A 16,404-nucleotide genomic window follows, 5' to 3' on the forward strand; every position below is an offset into this window, starting at 1 on the left:
TTTGAGGTATGCGGCTCCACGTGGGATGTGCTCAGTGGACACATCCCGCGTGGCCGCAACCGTCGCGCTCGAAGCTCGCGTCGTACGCGTCGTGGGTGAACGCGGTGGAGAGCAACACGACCTTCTACGGGATCCCCTCCCGCTCCTCGGTCGAGAACTGGGCCGCGCAGACGCCGCCTGACTTCCGCTTCGTCGTGAAGCTGCCCCAGGTCATCACGCACGAACGCCGCCTCAGCAACATCGCCGCCGACTTCCATGCCTTCGCCGCGGCGGTCGAGCCACTCGGCTCCCGGAACCACGCTCTTTGGATCCAGCTACCGGCCTCCTTCGCCCCCTCCGACCTCGGCATGCTGGCCGCCTTCCTGCGAGGCGCACCCCGAGAACACCGGTACGCCGTGGAGGTCCGCCACCCAGCGTTCTTCGACGATGCCCGCGTGGCTGACGCGTTGGAGCAGGTGCTGGCCCGCACCGGCACCGAATGGGTCCCGTTCGACACCGGCACCCTCTTCGGCCGCCGCCCCACCAGCCTCGCCGAACGCGACGCCTGGATGAAGAAACCCCGCGTCGCCCGCCGAGCTGTGGCGTTGACCGCCCATCCCATCGTCCGCTACATCGGCCGCGACTCCGTCGACGAAACCGTAGAAGGCTGGACCTACCTGGTCGAGCTCGCGCTGAGCTGGCTCGCGGAAGGCCGCTCGCCGACGATCTTCCTCCATACCCCCGACAACGCCGAGGCCCTCAACCTGGCCCGCCTCTTCCACAGCACGCTCCGAGCCCAACTCCCGACCCTGGAACCACTCCCCGAACCGATCTCCGTCGAACCACCAACCCTGTTCTGAGTTATCCACAGGTAGAAGTTTGCTGCTGGCAGCAGGGTGAATCTCCGTATGTTCTCCGTCGAGATCCGACCTCGGAGGAGAACCCATGGAGCACATCGACACCCCCACCGCACCCTCAAGCCCTGCACCCCTGCGCACGCGCACATCGCGGAGCACTCGCGCCGAGCACCGGGCTCGTGCGGAGTTGCTGGTTGCCGAGCTCCACCGAATGGCTGCCGGCACCGACAACCCGGCCGAGCGCGCCAGCCTCCGCCGCTCCGCCGACTCCCTCATCCGCCTCGCCACGGCGTACCGCCCATGAGCACGGCGATCCTCGCCCCACCCGCCTCCCTGGAGGAGCTCCTCCTCCGCAGCGGCCAAGCAGCACGCGAACTATCCGGTGCCCAACACAGCGCCTGGAACGGCCGAGTCGTCGAATCGACCGACGACATCCTCGGCCTAGCCCACTGGGACGGCACCCTCCACCTGGACCGCGAATACATCCTCGACCCACTCCGCGAGATGTACGCACTAGCCGGCCAGAAGCACCCCATCGCAAACCTCGCCCGCTACCGCGAAGCCCTGGCCACGATCCTCCACGAGCACTCCCACTTCCTCGGCCCCAACGGCGCCGCCCAAGAAGCAGCCCGAGCCGCCTTCGTCCGCCCCGGCAGCCGCCAACTGGAAGAAGGCGTAGCCGAAGCCTGGACCCACGCCAACCTCGACACCTACCTCCACCACCTAGGCATCGAAAAGGTCGCCCCCGGCATCGACACCTTCCACACCAACGGCCACTACGCCCCCTACGTCACCGCCGTCCAAATGCTCACCGCCGACCTCGATTCCCGAGCCGACCTAACCCCCGGCACAGTCCTCACCGCCCTCAACAACCAAACCGCCGAGCACCAGCTGGACCTCCTCACCACCCTCTACTACAACTCCACCCGCCTCCCCGACCTGGAACCCTCCGGCCCCAGAACCCGAGACCACCTCGAATCCATCCTCCGCACCGGCCTCACCTCCCTGGACGCCCACCAACTCCTGCCCCACCCCCAAGCCAAAGCTCGAGCCAAAGCCACCACCCAATCCCTCCTCTCCCACCTCCACACCGAAATCACCCGAGCCGAATCCCTCTACACCCACCGCCACCGCCCCACCCACACAGCCTTCGCCGGCCTAGCCCCACCCACCGCCTCAAGCCCCGCAGAGCAACCCCAGCGCGCCCCGCGCCACCACCTACGTCGCCCGTCGCCCCGGCAGCTCCGACCACTCACGGCCGACTGAACCGCGGCCCAGCCAGCAACATCACCCGATCATCCGCAGGCTCATAACCCAGCACAGGCTGGCCCCCATCACCTTCCGCGGCCATGTACACCGGTTTGAACAGCCCACGGCCAATCACGCAAAGGAAGTCACACAAGACATCCACACCCCGCTGCCCCTGCAGTTCCCCAAGGTCGACATCGAAGCAGACATCCTCCGCCGGCATCGGATAGAAGACTGCCAGCACATTCGGCACAGGTTGGACCCGCAGCGTGGCCAACTCGGCACCGGCGGAACGCGTCAGCACTTCTGCGGCCGTAGGCAGAGCGCCGACAACGCCGCCCTCCATGAACTCCCACGCCCACCCGCTCGACCGCACCAAGTCGAACACCACCTGCCAGTCCTCAACCGAAGTCCCCGGCACCCAAAGTTCCGGCAGCGCCCCCATCAGCTCAGCGTCGAAGAAGTTCCGCACGTCATCCCACAACAGATCCGGCACCCCACCATCCTCCGCGCCAACAACCAACCCCGCACCCCCGACCCGACCCCCAAGCCCGTACGTCGCACCCCCGCCTCAGGCTCGCTCGCATGCGGCCGACCCCGAACTGCCGGGTACTCGCCGCTGCGGCCGGCTTTACAGAGGAGGGGTGGCGGGCCGCCGCTCGGGGCTGAGGGGGATGGCGAGCTCGGTGCCCGGGTGATCGCCGTCTTGGGCTGACGGGCTCCGGTTGCGGTGGCCGACTGACGCGGTCTGCGAACTGTCCCGTCGGTGGGGGTTGAGGCTCGGGTTCCGAGGGTGGATGCAGCTTGGGGAACATATCTTGCGCCTGGAGCACACTATGTTCCCCAAGCCTCTGGAACCGCACCTGGGTAACCATCCTCGCCTTCCGCCTCAGCCCGCCCAGCGCCGTCCCCCTCACTCGCGCCACCCGTCAGCGACGCCTCATCTGTCCACCGACCGCAGCGGCGAGCACCTCAGACCTCCGACTCGGCAGCCGCCACATGAGCGTGCGGTGGGATTGAAGGCGGCTCTTTCTTGGACGGCAACCAAAGCCCGTTAGCCCCAGGCAACGAAGAGCCCGGTCTCCCGCCTCGCCATCCCCCTCAGCCACCGGACTGCCCAGCCACACTTCCTTTAGTCGGCCGCAGCCGTCATCAGCCACAGCGAACGCGACCGGCCGAGTCGCTCTACCGGCTGGGGCTGTGCCACGAACCGGAATCGCCCGGTTGGACTCCCCAGCCCTTCCGAAAACCGGCTGCATCGGGCTCTGGATATGCCGACGGACAGGACGTATACGGCTACCGACCGCCCGCGCCACGCTCAGCGCCGACGGAATCGGCAGTCCACCGGGGCATACGTCCTGTCCTTGGGAGGATCAGTGAGCGGCGCGGGACTCGGTGGCTTGCGGTTGTCGGAGTGTTGCTGGCAGATGCTGGCAGCAGGCGTCCGCGAAGGTGTCGAGGCCGAGGGCCTGGGACCGGATGACGGCGCTCAGTTCCACCGCACTGTGTCGTGCAACTCGACGGCGCCAGTCGGTCGGCCGGGCGGGTACGGTGGCGAACTCCGGCGATGCGAACGGAAGGTGCTTGGCGATGGATCTGGTGCGGGAGAGTGGCGGGCTGGCGGCGGGGATGGTCGCGTTGCGGCGGGAGTTGCATCGGGATCCTGAGGTGGGGTTGATGTTGCCGCGGACTCAGGCTCGGGTGCTGGATGCGGTGGCCGGGTTGCCGTTGGAGGTTTCTACGGGGCGCGACGTGACATCGGTGGTCGGCGTGCTGCGGGGTGGGCGGCCGGGGCCGACGGTTTTGTTGCGGGGGGATATGGATGCGTTGCCGGTGGCGGAGGAGACCGGGCTGGAGTTCGCGTCGGAGAACGGGAACATGCATGCCTGTGGTCATGATCTGCACACGGCTGGGTTGGTGGGTGCTGCGCAGTTGTTGAGTGCGCATCGCGAGGAGCTCAGTGGGAACGTCGTGTTCATGTTCCAGCCGGGTGAGGAAGGGCTGGGTGGTGCGGGGTACATGCTGCGGGAGGGGTTGCTGCAGGCGAGCGGGGAAACGCCGATTGCCGCGTACGCCGTGCATGTGTGGGGGTTGGCGGCCAAGGGGCTGTTCGAGACTCGGCCGGGGACGATGATGGCTGGGTCCAATCAGCTGCATGTGACTGTGCATGGGCGTGGTGGGCATGGGTCAACGCCGCATACGACGGCGGATCCGGTGCCGGTGGTGGCTGAGTTGGTGTCGGCGTTGCAGACGTATGTGACTCGGCGGGTGAGTGTGTTCGACCCGGTGGTCATCACGGTGACCCAGTTGTCGGCAGGGGTGGCGATCAACGTCATTCCGAACTCGGCCAAGCTCGGGGCGACGGTTCGGACGCTCTCGAACGAGACCTTCGAGCAGCTGAGCCGTGAGCTGCCGGCGCTGGCGGAGTCGATTGCCAGGGCGCATGGGTGCACGGTGGACGCGGCGCTGAACCTGCAGTACCCGGTGACGATCAACGACGCGGACCGGACTCAGCACGCGATCAGCGAACTCAGGACGCTCTTCGGTCCGGAGCAGGTGCAGGTGGCGCCCAATTCGCAGATGGGGGCCGAGGACTTCTCGATGGTGCTGCAGGAGGTGCCGGGCACATTCATCATGCTGGGTGCGCGCCCGGACGACGTACCGGCTGACGAGGCGCCGTCCAATCACTCGAGCATCGTGCGCTTCGATGACGACGTACTTCCGATGCAGGCCGCCGCGCTGGCTCAGTTGGCGGTTTCACACCTGACCTGACCTGCGGCTGGCAGACGCCAGATGTCGCCAGCCGCAGGGGTTCAGAGGGTCAGGACGTGGCGAGGTTGACGGTGTAGGCGCCGCGGCTCCCGTACGTCGAGTAGCCCGTGCTCAGCGGGTCGCCGTAGCCGACGTTGTCGACGCGCAGGTAGTACGTACCGGCCGCGAGGTTCGCGGTGACGCCGGCGCTCAGGCCGGTCGGGGTTGCGGCGTCGGTCTGGCCCGAGGCCGGGTCGGCCGAAGCTACGACGGTGCCGGCACTGTTCAGCAGGTCGAGGTTGATGTCCAGGTTCCCACCGGAGGCCGCGGCGTTCGCGGTCGCCGTGTAGTTGCCTGCGGCACCGACCGTGACCTTGTAGACGTCAGTGTCGGTCTCGGCGGCGATGTACCCGGTGACCGGCGTACCGACTGTCAGTGCAGCAGCGGCGGCCGTGGTGTCACCGGCCTCGTCCGCGCGTGCGGCCAGACCGTGGGTACCGACGACGGCGAAGTCGTCTTCCTTGTTGTTGGCGTCGGTGTACTCGCCCTTGCTCCACTGGCTGATCCCGCGGTAGTACCCGACACCCATGATCGGCGCCCAGGCGCCGTGGCCCTGGTAGTAGCCGACGGACGAGGTGCCGTCGTGGCCCAGGCCGACGTTGTGACCGGCCTCGTGCGACGCGGCCTCGGCGAGGTTCTTCGCCCCGGTGCCGACGCCCTTCGTGAACACCAGCGCCGGCTGGTAGTAGTCGTGCTGGCTGCTGTTGTCGTAGACGCCGACGTATGCGACGCCGCCGCAACCACAGCCGGACTGGTACCAGGTGTCCGGGTCGATCAGCACCCGCGTCCCGTACTGCGCATCGGACGCACCGGACCGGTCGATCGCCGACTGCGGCGGTGCCTGCGTGGTGACGTCGACGTCGAAGCTGGCGTAGTCCTCCGCAACCCGCGCCCATACATCGCGTACGACGTCCTGCTCGGCCGTGCTGTAGTTCGCCGGATCGCCGTCGGTGTCGTACGCCGAGACGTTGACCGGGTCGACGCCCTTCGACGCGTTCCACGCCGTACCGGTGATGGTGTGGCCGTCGAAGTCCAGGTAGATCACGCGGTTCGAGCCAGGCTTGCTGTGCAGTTCGAACGCCGGACCGGTGGCCGCCTCGACGGACTCGGTGGCCCAGCGCGGTGAGGCCTCTTCGGACTTCTGTGCCGTGGTGAGCTGCGGCTCGCGGTAGAACAGCCGGTTGGCGGCATCCAGTACGGCGGTCTTGTCGGTCGCCAGAATGCGCTGCAGTTGCTCAGTGAGCATCCCGTTCGTCGCTGCTATTTCGGCGAGCGGGGTGGGCTCCTGTGCATCGGCTTGGGCGCCGGCACCGATTGCCAGGCCTCCGAACACAACAGCGCCGGTGCACGCGAGCGCACCGGTACGACGGAGTTGCTTCCTCATCGAGGTCCTCCAGGGGTTGGGCGGTTGTTCCCCCCAGAACCCAGGGCCGTCGATCTCGGTGGGAACGACGGCCCCGGGCAGCTCTGGTACTGCTAGCCGGCAGTCACACGCACCGTGTACGCGCCACGGCTCCCGTACGTGGAGTAGCCGGTGTTCAGCGGGTTGGCGTAGCCAACGTTGTCGACCCGCACGTAGTAGCGGCCCGCTGCGACCTGACGGGTGATGCTGGCGCTCAGACCGGTCGGGGTCGCCGAGTTCGACTGTCCGGCGGCCGGGTCGTTGGTGACCACGACGTTGCCGGCCGAGTCGAGCAGCTGGAGCTTGATGTCCAGGTCTCCGCCGGAGGTGGCCGCGAACTTGAAGGTCCCGGCGGCCAGGTCGATCCGGAACACGTCGACATCGGAGTCACTGGCGTAGACGCCGGAGACTGCGGTGCCAAGCGTCAGTGCGGTGGCGCTGCTCGTCGCGTTGCCGTGGTCGTCGGCGCGCAGCGCAAGGCCGTTCTGGCCGACGACAGCGAAGTCGTCTTCCTTGTTGTTCGCACCCGAGTACTCGCCCTTGCTCCACTGGCTGATCGCCTTGGAGTAGCCGACACCCATGATCGGGGCCCAGGCGCCATGACCCTGGTAGTACCCGACGGACGACGTACCGTCGTGGCTCAGGCCGACGTTGTGCCCGGCCTCGTGCGCCGCGGCCTCGGCGATGTTCTTCGCACCGGTGCCGACACCCTTGGTGAAGACCAGGGCGGGCTGGTAGTACGAGTGCTGGCTGGTGTTGTCGTACACACCGACGTACGCGACACCACCGCAGCCACAGCCGGACTGGTACCAGGAGGTCGGGTCGATGACCACGCGCGTGCCGTACTGCTGGTCGGACGAGCCGGAGCGAGTGATCGCGGACTCGGCCGGTGCCTGCGTGGTGACGTCCACGTCGAACGGCGCGTAGTCCTCGGCGACCCGGGCCCAGACATCCCGTACGACGTCCTGTTCGGCCGTGCTCCAGGTGCCCGTGTTGCCGTTGGTGTCGTACGGCGTGACGTTGACCGTGGCGGGCTTGCCGCCGGTGTTCCACGCGGTCCCCGAGATCGTGTGACCGTCGAAGTCCAGGTAGATCACGCGGTTCGAACCGGGCTTGCTGTGCAGCTCGAACGCCGGACCGGTCGCCGCGGTGACGGCCTTGGTCGCCCAGCGGGGCGAGGCGGTGGGCGCTGCCTTCGCGCCGGTGGTCGGCTCACGGAAGAACAGCTTGCCGTCACGGTCGAGCCAGCTGGTCTTGTCGGTGGCCAGGATCTGCTGCAGCTTCGCAGCGGCGATTCCGTTGCGGTCGGCAAGCTCTGTGAGCCGGGTCTGGACGCGGCCGAGCGCGGCCTTGCCCTGCAGCTCTTGGCCGAGCAACTGATCGATCGGGGTGGGGGCCGGCTGCTGCTGGGCGTCGGCCGAGTTTCCGGCGACAACGGCCAGTGCGCCGAACGCTACGGCACCGGCGCCGACCATGGCACCGATGCGGCGGGGGCGGGTGTGCATAGAGGGGTCCTCCTCAGGGACTCCGCGTGTCTCACTTGACAATGCCTCACGAGCGGTACGCGAGATCACACTGTGCGTAGCCTGCCCGATGGGTTGCCCCGCTGTATACGTTTTTCGGCGGATTTAACGTTTGATGTGGGCATGCGATACGTGATGATGATGCGGGCCAGCGCCGGCTCCGAAGCGTGGGAGCAGCCGAGCGAGCAGAGCCTGAACGAGATGACCCAGGTGATGGCGGAGATGGCCGAGAAAGGCGTGCTTCTCGCGGGTGAAGGGTTGCTGCCGAGCTCGGAGGGCTTCCGGCTGCTGGGTGCCGGCGGCGGCACGCCACGGGTGGTCGACGGCCCGTTCGCCGAGACCAAGGAGCTGATCGCCGGATTCTGCCTGATCGAGGTCGAGTCCCGCGAGGAGGCGCTGATGTGGGCGAAGCGCTGCTTCGCGGCCGATCACGGAAACACGTCCGGGATCGAGCTCCGGCGGGTCGCGACGGCCGACGACTTCGGCGACAACTTCACGCCGGAAGCGCGAGCGCGCGAGGCGAACACGTTCGCCGTACTGGACGAGCGGCGGCTACAGCAGTAGCACCTGGCGGATCGCCGTACCGGCGGCCAGGGTGTCGAAGGCTGCGTTGAGGTTGTCGAGGCCGACGGTTGCGGTGAGCAAGCGGTCCACCGGGAGGCGGCCGGCTTGGTAGAGCGCGATGTACCGCGGGATGTCGCGGCTCGGGATCGCTGAGCCGAGGTAGGAGCCCTTCACCGTGCGTTCCTCGGCGACCAGGCTGACGGCGGGCACGCTGAACGACTGCGACGGGTGCGGTAGACCGACGGTGACGGTGGTCCCGCCGCGGCGGGTGGCGGCGTACGCCTGCTCGAGCACGTTGCCGCTGCCGACCGTCTCGAAGGCGTAGTCCGCTCCACCGGCAGTGGCCTCACGGATCGCTTCCACTGCGTCAGAGCCAGCCGGGACAGTGTGTGTGGCACCGAGAGAGCGGGCCAACTCGAGCTTCTCCGGTACGACGTCCACGGCGACGATCGGGTGTGCTCCAACCAGCACCGCTCCCAGGAGGGCGGACAGGCCCACACCGCCCAGTCCGAAGACGGCGGCGCTGCGGCCGGCCCGGACCTGTGCGGTGTTCACGACTGCACCTACGCCGGTCATGACCGCGCAGCCGAACAGAGCAGCGATCTCGGGTGGGAGTGCTGGGTCGATCTTCACTGCGGACCGTGCGGACACCACTGCGTGGTCTGCGAAGCCGGAGACGCCCAGGTGGTGGTGCACTCCGTCCAGGCGCCGTACGCCGGACAGCAGCGTGCCGGCCGTGTTCGCAGCTGCACCGGGCTCGCACAGCGCAGCACGGCCCTCAGCACACGGACCGCACTCGCCACACGCGGGGACGAACGCAAAAGCAACAGCGTCACCCACTGTGAAGCCAGGAGCCTCCGACTGGACCACCTCACCCGTGGCCTCGTGGCCGAGCAGCATCGGCATCACCCGCGGCCGCGAGCCGTCAATCACGGACAGGTCCGAATGACACAGCCCGGCGGCGCGGATCCGCACCAGCAGCTCTCCCGGCCCAGGTGGTGCCAGCTCGACCTCTTCGATCCGCAGCGGCCGCGACTCGCCGTACGGCTTGGGTAGTCCCATCTCCCGCAGTACGGCGCCGCGCACGATCATCCGGTGATCCCCTCCAACGCCTCACGAATGCGATCCGGAATCGGCACCGGCCGCCGCTCCTCCCGGTCCACGAACACATGCACGAACCGCCCGGTCGCAGCCGGCTCCTCAGTACCTTCTCGGAACAGCCCGATGTCGTAACGCACACTCGAGTTCCCGAGCTGACTGACCCGCAACCCCGCGTCGACCACACCCGGAAACTCCAGCGACGCCTTGAACGTGCACTGCGAGTCCACACACAGCCCGATCACCGCACCACCGTGGATGTCCAGCCCGCCCTCGCGGATCAGGAAGTCGTTGATCACGGTGTCGAAGAAGCTGTAGTACTCGACGTTGTTCACATGCCCATAGACGTCGTTGTCCTTCCACCGCAGCGTGATCGGCAGAAAGTGCGGAAACCCAGACCGGTCCATGCCGCCACCATAAGGTGAGTGCCATGCGATTCGTCCTGATCCACGGTGCGGCCAGTTCGTCGTGGCACTGGCACCGCCTGGCGGCTGAGCTCACCCGACGCGGTCATGAGGTGATTGCGCCGGACCTGCCGATCGATGATCCCGCGGCTGGACTGGCTCAGTACGTCGACACGGTGGTGAACGCTGTACCGCCCGGTGAGCCGGTGACACTGGTGGCTCATTCGATGGCTGGGTTCGTCGGAGTGCCGCTGTGTGAGCGGCTGCCGGTGCGGGAGCTCGTGCTGGTGGCAGCGATGGTGCCGGCACCGGGTGAGCGGATCGGTGAGTGGTGGGGGAACACAGGGTTGGAGTCGGCGGACGGAGACGTGTTCTTCCACGACCTGCCGGCGGAGCTGGCGGCTGAGGCGCGGCAGCACCTGCGAGAGCAGTCGGGTGGGCCGATGGACGACCCGTGTGCCTTCGTCAAGTGGCCCGATGTACCGACGCGTGCGGTGATCGCACGGGACGACCTGCTGTTCCCGGCGGCGTTTCTGCGCAGGGTGACGCTGGAGCGACTCGGGGTGGTGCCGGACGAGATGCCCGGGGCGCATTTCCCGATGCTCGGGCATCCGGCGGTGCTGGCGGACTACTTGGGCGTGTCTCTCAAGTCCGCGCCGTAGCGAGCATGTGCTCGGTGCGGTGCATCGGTGTGCTGGAGGGGAGGCCTCGATGCTCTTCCATCGTGGCCTTTCCTCCAGTGCGGCGAGGTGCCGTGCCGAGTGCAGCGCAGTAGGCGGGGGCTTGAGAGACACGCCCTAGGGCCTAGAGTTCGAGCGTGCGGTTCATCCGGGATCTCGGGACGTTACTGCGGCGGCGGGACTTCCGGCGACTGTTCGCGGTCCGGCTGACGTCGCAGTTCGGCGACGGGGTGTTCCAGGTCGCGCTGGCGTCGTATGTGCTGTTCTCGCCGGAGCGGGCGCCGGATGCGGCGGCGATCGCGGGGCTGTTCGCGGTGGCGCTGTTGCCGTACTCGGTGCTGGGGCCGTTCACCGGGGTGTTGCTGGACCGGTGGTCGCGGCGGCAGATCCTGTTCGGGGCGAACCTGACCCGGGCGAGTCTGGTGTGCGTGGTCGGCGTGATCGTTGCGGCGGGCAACGCCGGGGTGCCGTTCTATCTCGGGGTGCTGCTGACGCTCGGGGTGAACCGGTTCCTGTTGTCGGGATTGTCGGCCGGGCTGCCGCATGTGGTCGAGCGCGACGAGCTGGTGATGGCGAACGCGGTCACCCCGACCTCCGGTACGGCGTCCTTCCTCGTCGGCGGTGGCGTCGGGGCCGGGATGAAACTCCTGGTCGACTCGGATCTCGCCGTACTCGGACTGACAATGCTCGTGTACGTCGGGGCTGCGCTGCTCGCACTGCGGTTGCGGCGGGACCAGCTCGGGCCGGACTTGCAGGGTGACGAACCCGGTCTGGTCGAGGCGATCCGGACGATCGCCAAGGGGCTGGTCGATGGCGGCCGGCATCTGCGGGAGCGGCGGCAGGCAGCGCTCGGGCTGGCGGCGATCGGGTCGCTGCGGTTCTTCTTCGGGCTGATCACGGTCGCGATGATCTTGCTCTACCGCAACTACTTCTACGGCCCGGATCGCCTGGACGAAGCCTTCGGCGCGCTCGCGATCGCGACCGGAATGGTCGGAGCCGGCATCTTCGTCGCTGCGCTCGTGACGCCTTGGGCGACGCGCGTGCTCAAACTGCGGCAATGGATCACCGTGCTGTTCGCGGCCGCGGCGGTGGTGACCGTCGTACCGGTCGGGTTGTTCACGCAGCCGGCACTGATCGTCGGTGGGTTCCTGACTGGCTTCTGTGCACAGGGCGTGAAGATCAGCGTCGACACCCTCGTCCAGACGGGTGTCGACGATGTCTTCCGCGGCCGGGTCTTCTCGCTCTACGACATGATCTTCAATGTCGGACAGGTCTCCGCCGCCGCACTCGGTGCGGTGATCCTGCCCGACAGCGGGAAGTCCTACCCGGTGCTGGCATTCATCGTGCTCGGGTTCGCCGTCACCGCGGTGCTGTACTCACGCGCCGCGCAGCGCGGTGATCGGCTGGATGGCGGAGGCCTTCCAGGCGGGGTAGGTCCCGGCGATCAGGCCGATGACCGCGCCCAGCAAGGGTGATCCGAACGCCAGTTTGTTGTCCAGGATCGGCGTCCAGTCCTTCGCGAACGAGACGCCGACGGTGAGCAGGACGCCGACCGCCGTACCGAGTAGTCCACCGAGTAATCCGACGATCACGCTCTCGACCAGGAACTGCGCGGCGATGTGTCGTCGCGCGGCGCCCAGGGCTCGGCGGAGGCCGATCTCGCCGATCCGTTCGAGGACGGAGAGGAGGGTGACGTTGGCGATACCGAGGCCGCCGACGAGGAGCGCGACCGCGCCTAGGAGCAGGAAGAGCGCGTTCAGGTCGGACTCGACGCCCTTGCGTACGGCGCCCTGCTTGGGCGGTGAGTCGACCTTGAGCTTGCTCGGGTCGTTCGGCTGGATCGCCTTCGGGGCTTGGCCGGCGATGAGCTGAGCGGCACCGACGGCGGTCCGGATCTCGATGGCGTCCGGTGACTTGAGTTTGTACGCCGTTTTGGCCGTTCCGTTCGGCATGATCACCGCGTCGTTGAGCTCGGCGCGGCCGGAGACCGAGTCGAGGATGCCGATCACGGTGTACGCCTGGTCGCCGATGAAGATGGCCGGTGAGGAGTCGACCCGGTTGATGCCGAGCCGCTCGGCGGCATGCTTGCCGAGGACAACCACCTTGTCACCGCGCTGGTCGTGCCCGGCGTCGAAGAACCGCCCGGTCTTCAGTACGGCGCGGATCGCGTCGAACAGCCCGGCCGAACCGGACATCACCGTCAACGCCTTGCCCTCACCACCGTTCAACCCAGCCACACTGCTCACCAGGTCATCGCCGACATCAAGCGTCGCCACGGTCCCGACCGCGTCGACCCCGTTCAACCGCCCAAGCCGCTCAGGCGCATCCCACGGCAACTCGGTAGCCGCCTCACCCTCCTGCCCCTGGTTGTCATCTGGCGCCACCACCACCCGAGTCGCCTGAGCCAAATCAAACTTCTGACTAATCTGCCCAGCCGCGGTTTGCCCAAGCCCGACAGTTCCCACCAACGCCGCAACACCCAGCACCGTGCCCAGGGTCGTCAGAATCAACCGAGTAGGCCGAGCCGCCACCCCAGCCAGTGCCTCGTCCAACACATCCCGCACCGCCGGCCTGGAACGACGCCCGCCCACAACCGCGGAATCGGGGTGGGGGCGCGCCGGAGCTGCGCGACCGATCAGGCGGGCTAACGCGATCCGCGGGCGGCCGCGTCGCCGCGGCCGCCCGGGAGTGGACGGCCCGCCGGTGGGATGGTCCGGGGGGCCTGCTGGTGGGGTCACCATTGGAGAGTCCCGTCGACGATGCGGACGCGGCGTTGGGCTCGGGCGCTGACGTGGTCGTCGTGGGTGATGACGGCCAGGGTCATGCCGCCGGCGTGGAGTTCGTCGAACAACTCCAGGATGGCTTCGGCGTTGACGCTGTCCAGGTTGCCGGTGGGTTCGTCGGCGAGGAGGAGGCTTGGTTCGGCGACCAGGGCTCGGGCGATGGCTACGCGTTGGCGTTCACCGCCAGACAGCGTGGTTGGGCCGAAGTCCATTCGGTGGGAGAGGCCGACTCGTTCCAGCGCGACGCGGGCGCGTGACATGCGCTCGCGGCGCGGGACTCCGACGTACACCATCGAGAGCGCCACGTTCTCGAGGACGGTGCGGTGGGCTAGCAGGTGGAACGACTGGAAGACGAAGCCGATCCGCTCACCCCGCAGTACGGCGCGTCTCCGCTCGCGGAGGCTCATCGTGTCTACGCCGTCGAGGCGGTAGACGCCGCCGCTCGGATTGTCGAGTAGGCCGAGTAGGTGCAGCAGCGTGGACTTGCCGGAGCCGGATGGGCCGACGATCGACAGGTACTCGCCTTGCCGGATCACCAGGTCGACGTCGCGGATCGCCTCCACCTCGGGCGGTCCGGGGAAGACCCGGCGGACGCCGATCATCTCCACGACCGGCGCCGGCAGCGCGACCGCCACCGGCGACATCTCGAACTCGATGGTCATTTTCCGACCACCACTTGGTCGGTTTCGTCGAGCTTGGCGTCACCGGTCGGTGTGACCGCGGCATACCCATCCGCCGTCAGTCCGACCTTCACCGGGACGAGCTCGGTCTTGCCGTTCCGCACGACCTCGACCCGCGAACCACCGTCGGATCCAGCCGAGAGTGCGGCGACCGGCACGGTGAGGACCTTGCCGTTCGTGCTCTTCACCGGGATCGTCACCTTCACGTTCGCGTCCCGGAGCTGTTCGAGCTGCTTCGGGGTGAGCTTGTCCGGGCCGACGACGACGTCGTACGACTCGCCCTTGCGGGTCAGGCGCTTGATCTTCGCCTTCACGGTTGAGCCGTCGCCGAGGGTCAGCTCGGCCGCCATACCGTCCTTCAGGTGTTCCGCCGCGGAGGCGTCCACCTTGACCGTGACAACCAGGGCCGCGCCGCTAGCCGACATCACCGTGCCGCTCGCCGTACCGCCGCGCTCGACGTTCACCTTGTCGACCCGGCGCGGCAGCGACTTCACGTAGACGATCTCCGAGACGGGCAACGGCGTCTCCGCCTTCAGCTCGGCTTCGTCCTGCGCGTCGCGAGCGTCCTGCAAAGCCTCCTTGGCGTCCTCGACCGCACCCTTCTGAACCGTGAGGTCGGGAGATTTCGCCTTCTTGGCCTGGGCGAGCTGGGACTGCGCCTGCCGGAGGGTCTTCTTCGCCGCGTCGGTCATCTTCTTCGCCTGGTCGACCGCATCCTTCAGCTGCTGATCCGCCTCGGGCGCGTCGTACCCGGCCTTCTCGTACAGCTCGCGCACCGCCCGCGCCGTACCGCCGTCGTACTCACCGTCGACACTCCCCGGGTCGAACCCGAGCCGATCCAGCGTCTTCTCCAGCTGCAGTACGTCGGGACCTTTACTCCCCGGCGTCATCGTCCGGTACATCGGCAGTACGCCGGCCAGCGCGATCACCGGCCGGCCGACGATCTCGAGCAGGGCCTTGGCCTCGGTGATGGTCGACCCGACCCCGGGCACCTTCCCGGTCACGATCGCCGGCGTGGTCAGGCCGCTGGTCTCGACCCGGATGTTCACCGCGCCGTCGAACGACGCGTCACCGCGGCCGACCACCTTGCTGGCCAGCGCCTTCTTCTCGACCGGGACCGTGATCTGGGACGCCTTCGGCGGCGCGGTCTTCGCGGCCGCGTCCTCCGGCGAGGTGATCCGGGCACCGGCCACGACGCCGACCCCGAGCGAGGTCGCCGCGAGCGCGGCCACACCGACCAGGATCTGCCGCCGCGACTTGGGTCCTGCGGTCACCGGTTCGCCATTCCGTCGCGGTACGCCTCGAGCTCGGCCTTGTGCTCGGCGACGAACTCCTTCTCCATCGCGTACTGCACGGTCTTGAACTGGCTGTCGTACTCCTTGGCCTTGCACTTCTGGTCGGCCACGGCCAGCTCGGTCTCGGACTTGCGCAGCTCACCCAGCTTCGCCGCGTCGACCTTGTCGAACGACGGCGGTCCGCCGATCGTGACACTCGGCCCGTCGTCGGACTTGCCGCCCGGCCCCTTGTTGCCGGTCAGCTCGTCGAGCTTCTTCTGGATCGACTCCCGCGGGTCGTCGATCTTGGTGAAGCCGGAGTGACCGGCATCGGCGAGGCAGTCCGACCACTTCTTGGTCGCGTCGACGACTCGCTGGTCGTTGGTGACCCGCTTGTTCAACGCCTCCAGGTCCTTGAACAGCGCGTCGTACTTCTTGAAGTCGTCCTCGTGCTTGCCCGGGTCGCCGAACACCTCGTTGAACGCCTTGCCCCGGCACCCCATGTCCAACGGCGGCTTCCCCGGGGCGCCGTCCGCCGGGACCGCGACGGCGATGCCGTTCCCGCCGCCCTTGCCGTTCAGCGCCTCGTCGTAGGACTTCTGCGCCGACTTGGACAGGGCGTCGCGGATCTTCTTGTTCGGATCGTTGGAGTCCTCGGCATCGGCCTTCGACCAGTCGATCGTGCTGATCCCGTACCCGTACTGCTCGGCGAACTTGTCCGGCGGCAGGTCGAAGGCCTCGGCGAACTTGCTCTTCGGCTTCTGCTCCGGCGGCACTGCGACGTACTCGAAACCGGCCGTCTTCATACAGGCGACGATCGAGTCCTCGACCTTGCGCTGTTTGTCCAGGTCCTCCGCGGTCGGTCCCCCACTGCCCCCGGCCCGGACGGCGCGGACCATCCCGCCACCCCCGGAGCTGATGAACCCGTCGCCCATGTACTCGGCCAGCGGGCTCTTGTCGCTCTTGCTGTCGCCGGCGACCGGCGTCTTGTCCTGGTTGTTCCCGCAGGCTGCCAACGCCAGAACGGCCAGGGCGGCAAGTGCGGTCCGTGAGGTTCTCATGGCCTGGAGCGTGCCGTCCGGGCTGTGAAGAACCTGTGAA

16 protein-coding genes are annotated in these 16,404 nt (G+C 67.8%); 7 read left to right on the forward strand and 9 right to left on the reverse strand.

Annotated features, from left to right (window positions below):
* Positions 1–8: 8 nt before the first annotated feature.
* From ABD231_RS32190 to ABD231_RS32200, 3 genes are all read left to right on the forward strand, one after another.
* Positions 9–839 (forward strand): DUF72 domain-containing protein, encoded by an 831-nt coding sequence (locus ABD231_RS32190; protein ID WP_344160446.1) that lies wholly within the window; start codon positions 9–11, stop codon positions 837–839.
* A gap of 85 nt (positions 840–924) precedes the next feature.
* Positions 925–1,140 carry a hypothetical protein gene (locus ABD231_RS32195; RefSeq protein WP_344160449.1) on the forward strand — a complete coding sequence of 72 codons (216 nt, stop codon included), beginning with the start codon at positions 925–927 and terminating at the stop codon, positions 1,138–1,140.
* The gene (locus tag ABD231_RS32200; protein ID WP_344160452.1) at positions 1,137–2,102 is read left to right on the forward strand and encodes a hypothetical protein; all 966 of its coding nucleotides are present in this window, start codon (positions 1,137–1,139) and stop codon (positions 2,100–2,102) included. Before ABD231_RS32195 ends, ABD231_RS32200 begins: the two co-directional genes overlap by 4 nt.
* Here ABD231_RS32200 and ABD231_RS32205 read toward each other — a convergent pair.
* Complete coding sequence (locus ABD231_RS32205) at positions 2,089–2,580, reverse strand: hypothetical protein (protein ID WP_344160455.1); 492 nt, start codon at positions 2,578–2,580, stop codon at positions 2,089–2,091. The two genes, ABD231_RS32200 and ABD231_RS32205, sit on opposite strands and share 14 nt — an antisense overlap.
* A gap of 1,094 nt (positions 2,581–3,674) precedes the next feature.
* Between ABD231_RS32205 and ABD231_RS32210 the strand changes: the two genes are divergently transcribed.
* A complete protein-coding gene (locus tag ABD231_RS32210; RefSeq protein ID WP_344160458.1) occupies positions 3,675–4,856 on the forward strand; it encodes a M20 metallopeptidase family protein in 1,182 nt (393 codons plus the stop codon).
* A gap of 49 nt (positions 4,857–4,905) precedes the next feature.
* On the opposite strand, the gene ABD231_RS32215 is transcribed toward ABD231_RS32210, so the two are convergent.
* Both ABD231_RS32215 and ABD231_RS32220 read right to left on the reverse strand, forming a co-directional pair.
* A complete protein-coding gene (locus ABD231_RS32215; protein WP_344160461.1) occupies positions 4,906–6,279 on the reverse strand; it encodes a pre-peptidase C-terminal domain-containing protein in 1,374 nt (457 codons plus the stop codon).
* A gap of 92 nt (positions 6,280–6,371) precedes the next feature.
* Positions 6,372–7,802 (reverse strand): PPC domain-containing protein, encoded by a 1,431-nt coding sequence (locus ABD231_RS32220; RefSeq protein ID WP_344160464.1) that lies wholly within the window; start codon positions 7,800–7,802, stop codon positions 6,372–6,374.
* 141 nt (positions 7,803–7,943) lie between these two features.
* Between ABD231_RS32220 and ABD231_RS32225 the strand changes: the two genes are divergently transcribed.
* Complete coding sequence (locus tag ABD231_RS32225; RefSeq protein ID WP_344160467.1) at positions 7,944–8,384, forward strand: YciI family protein; 441 nt, start codon at positions 7,944–7,946, stop codon at positions 8,382–8,384.
* Here the strand turns inward: ABD231_RS32225 and ABD231_RS32230 are convergent.
* Together ABD231_RS32230 and ABD231_RS32235 are read right to left on the reverse strand one after the other, a co-directional pair.
* The gene (locus ABD231_RS32230) at positions 8,373–9,476 is read right to left on the reverse strand and encodes a zinc-dependent alcohol dehydrogenase family protein (RefSeq protein ID WP_344160470.1); all 1,104 of its coding nucleotides are present in this window, start codon (positions 9,474–9,476) and stop codon (positions 8,373–8,375) included. The two genes, ABD231_RS32225 and ABD231_RS32230, sit on opposite strands and share 12 nt — an antisense overlap.
* Complete coding sequence (locus ABD231_RS32235) at positions 9,473–9,889, reverse strand: acyl-CoA thioesterase (RefSeq protein ID WP_344160473.1); 417 nt, start codon at positions 9,887–9,889, stop codon at positions 9,473–9,475. The genes ABD231_RS32230 and ABD231_RS32235 overlap by 4 nt, the downstream gene beginning before the upstream one ends.
* Before the next feature lie 23 nt (positions 9,890–9,912).
* Here ABD231_RS32235 and ABD231_RS32240 point away from each other — a divergent pair, with 23 nt between their 5' ends.
* Positions 9,913–10,548, forward strand: coding sequence for an alpha/beta fold hydrolase (locus ABD231_RS32240; RefSeq protein WP_344160476.1), 636 nt, complete (start codon positions 9,913–9,915; stop codon positions 10,546–10,548).
* Between the two features lie 155 nt (positions 10,549–10,703).
* Positions 10,704–12,041: an MFS transporter gene (locus tag ABD231_RS32245; protein ID WP_344160479.1), complete on the forward strand. Its 1,338-nt coding sequence runs from the start codon at positions 10,704–10,706 to the stop codon at positions 12,039–12,041.
* Here ABD231_RS32245 and ABD231_RS32250 read toward each other — a convergent pair.
* The 4 genes from ABD231_RS32250 to ABD231_RS32265 all read right to left on the reverse strand — a co-directional run bounded on the left by ABD231_RS32250 (position 11,943) and on the right by ABD231_RS32265 (position 16,364).
* Positions 11,943–13,157, reverse strand: coding sequence for an ABC transporter permease (locus ABD231_RS32250; protein ID WP_344160482.1), 1,215 nt, complete (start codon positions 13,155–13,157; stop codon positions 11,943–11,945). The two genes, ABD231_RS32245 and ABD231_RS32250, sit on opposite strands and share 99 nt — an antisense overlap.
* Before the next feature lie 143 nt (positions 13,158–13,300).
* Complete coding sequence (locus tag ABD231_RS32255) at positions 13,301–13,993, reverse strand: ABC transporter ATP-binding protein (RefSeq protein ID WP_344161680.1); 693 nt, start codon at positions 13,991–13,993, stop codon at positions 13,301–13,303.
* Between the two features lie 14 nt (positions 13,994–14,007).
* The gene (locus ABD231_RS32260; protein ID WP_344160485.1) at positions 14,008–15,303 is read right to left on the reverse strand and encodes a peptidoglycan-binding protein; all 1,296 of its coding nucleotides are present in this window, start codon (positions 15,301–15,303) and stop codon (positions 14,008–14,010) included.
* Positions 15,300–16,364, reverse strand: a complete 1,065-nt coding sequence (locus ABD231_RS32265) for a hypothetical protein (RefSeq protein ID WP_344160488.1) — start codon at positions 16,362–16,364, stop codon at positions 15,300–15,302. The genes ABD231_RS32260 and ABD231_RS32265 overlap by 4 nt, the downstream gene beginning before the upstream one ends.
* Between the last annotated feature and the right edge of the window lie 40 nt (positions 16,365–16,404).

This window comes from Kribbella yunnanensis (assembly GCF_039529655.1).
In the GTDB taxonomy this organism is placed as follows: Bacteria; Actinomycetota; Actinomycetes; order Propionibacteriales; family Kribbellaceae; genus Kribbella; species Kribbella yunnanensis.

Coding starts and splice junctions, on each gene's coding strand:
- ABD231_RS32190 (WP_344160446.1), top strand. CDS start 9: ATGCGGCTCCACGTGGGATGTGCTCAGTGGACACATCCCGCGTGGCCG.
- ABD231_RS32195 (WP_344160449.1), top strand. CDS start 925: ATGGAGCACATCGACACCCCCACCGCACCCTCAAGCCCTGCACCCCTG.
- ABD231_RS32200 (WP_344160452.1), top strand. CDS start 1,137: ATGAGCACGGCGATCCTCGCCCCACCCGCCTCCCTGGAGGAGCTCCTC.
- ABD231_RS32210 (WP_344160458.1), top strand. CDS start 3,675: ATGGATCTGGTGCGGGAGAGTGGCGGGCTGGCGGCGGGGATGGTCGCG.
- ABD231_RS32215 (WP_344160461.1), bottom strand. CDS start 6,279: ATGAGGAAGCAACTCCGTCGTACCGGTGCGCTCGCGTGCACCGGCGCT.
- ABD231_RS32220 (WP_344160464.1), bottom strand. CDS start 7,802: ATGCACACCCGCCCCCGCCGCATCGGTGCCATGGTCGGCGCCGGTGCC.
- ABD231_RS32225 (WP_344160467.1), top strand. CDS start 7,944: ATGCGATACGTGATGATGATGCGGGCCAGCGCCGGCTCCGAAGCGTGG.
- ABD231_RS32230 (WP_344160470.1), bottom strand. CDS start 9,476: ATGATCGTGCGCGGCGCCGTACTGCGGGAGATGGGACTACCCAAGCCG.
- ABD231_RS32235 (WP_344160473.1), bottom strand. CDS start 9,889: ATGGACCGGTCTGGGTTTCCGCACTTTCTGCCGATCACGCTGCGGTGG.
- ABD231_RS32240 (WP_344160476.1), top strand. CDS start 9,913: ATGCGATTCGTCCTGATCCACGGTGCGGCCAGTTCGTCGTGGCACTGG.
- ABD231_RS32255 (WP_344161680.1), bottom strand. CDS start 13,993: ATGTCGCCGGTGGCGGTCGCGCTGCCGGCGCCGGTCGTGGAGATGATC.
- ABD231_RS32265 (WP_344160488.1), bottom strand. CDS start 16,364: ATGAGAACCTCACGGACCGCACTTGCCGCCCTGGCCGTTCTGGCGTTG.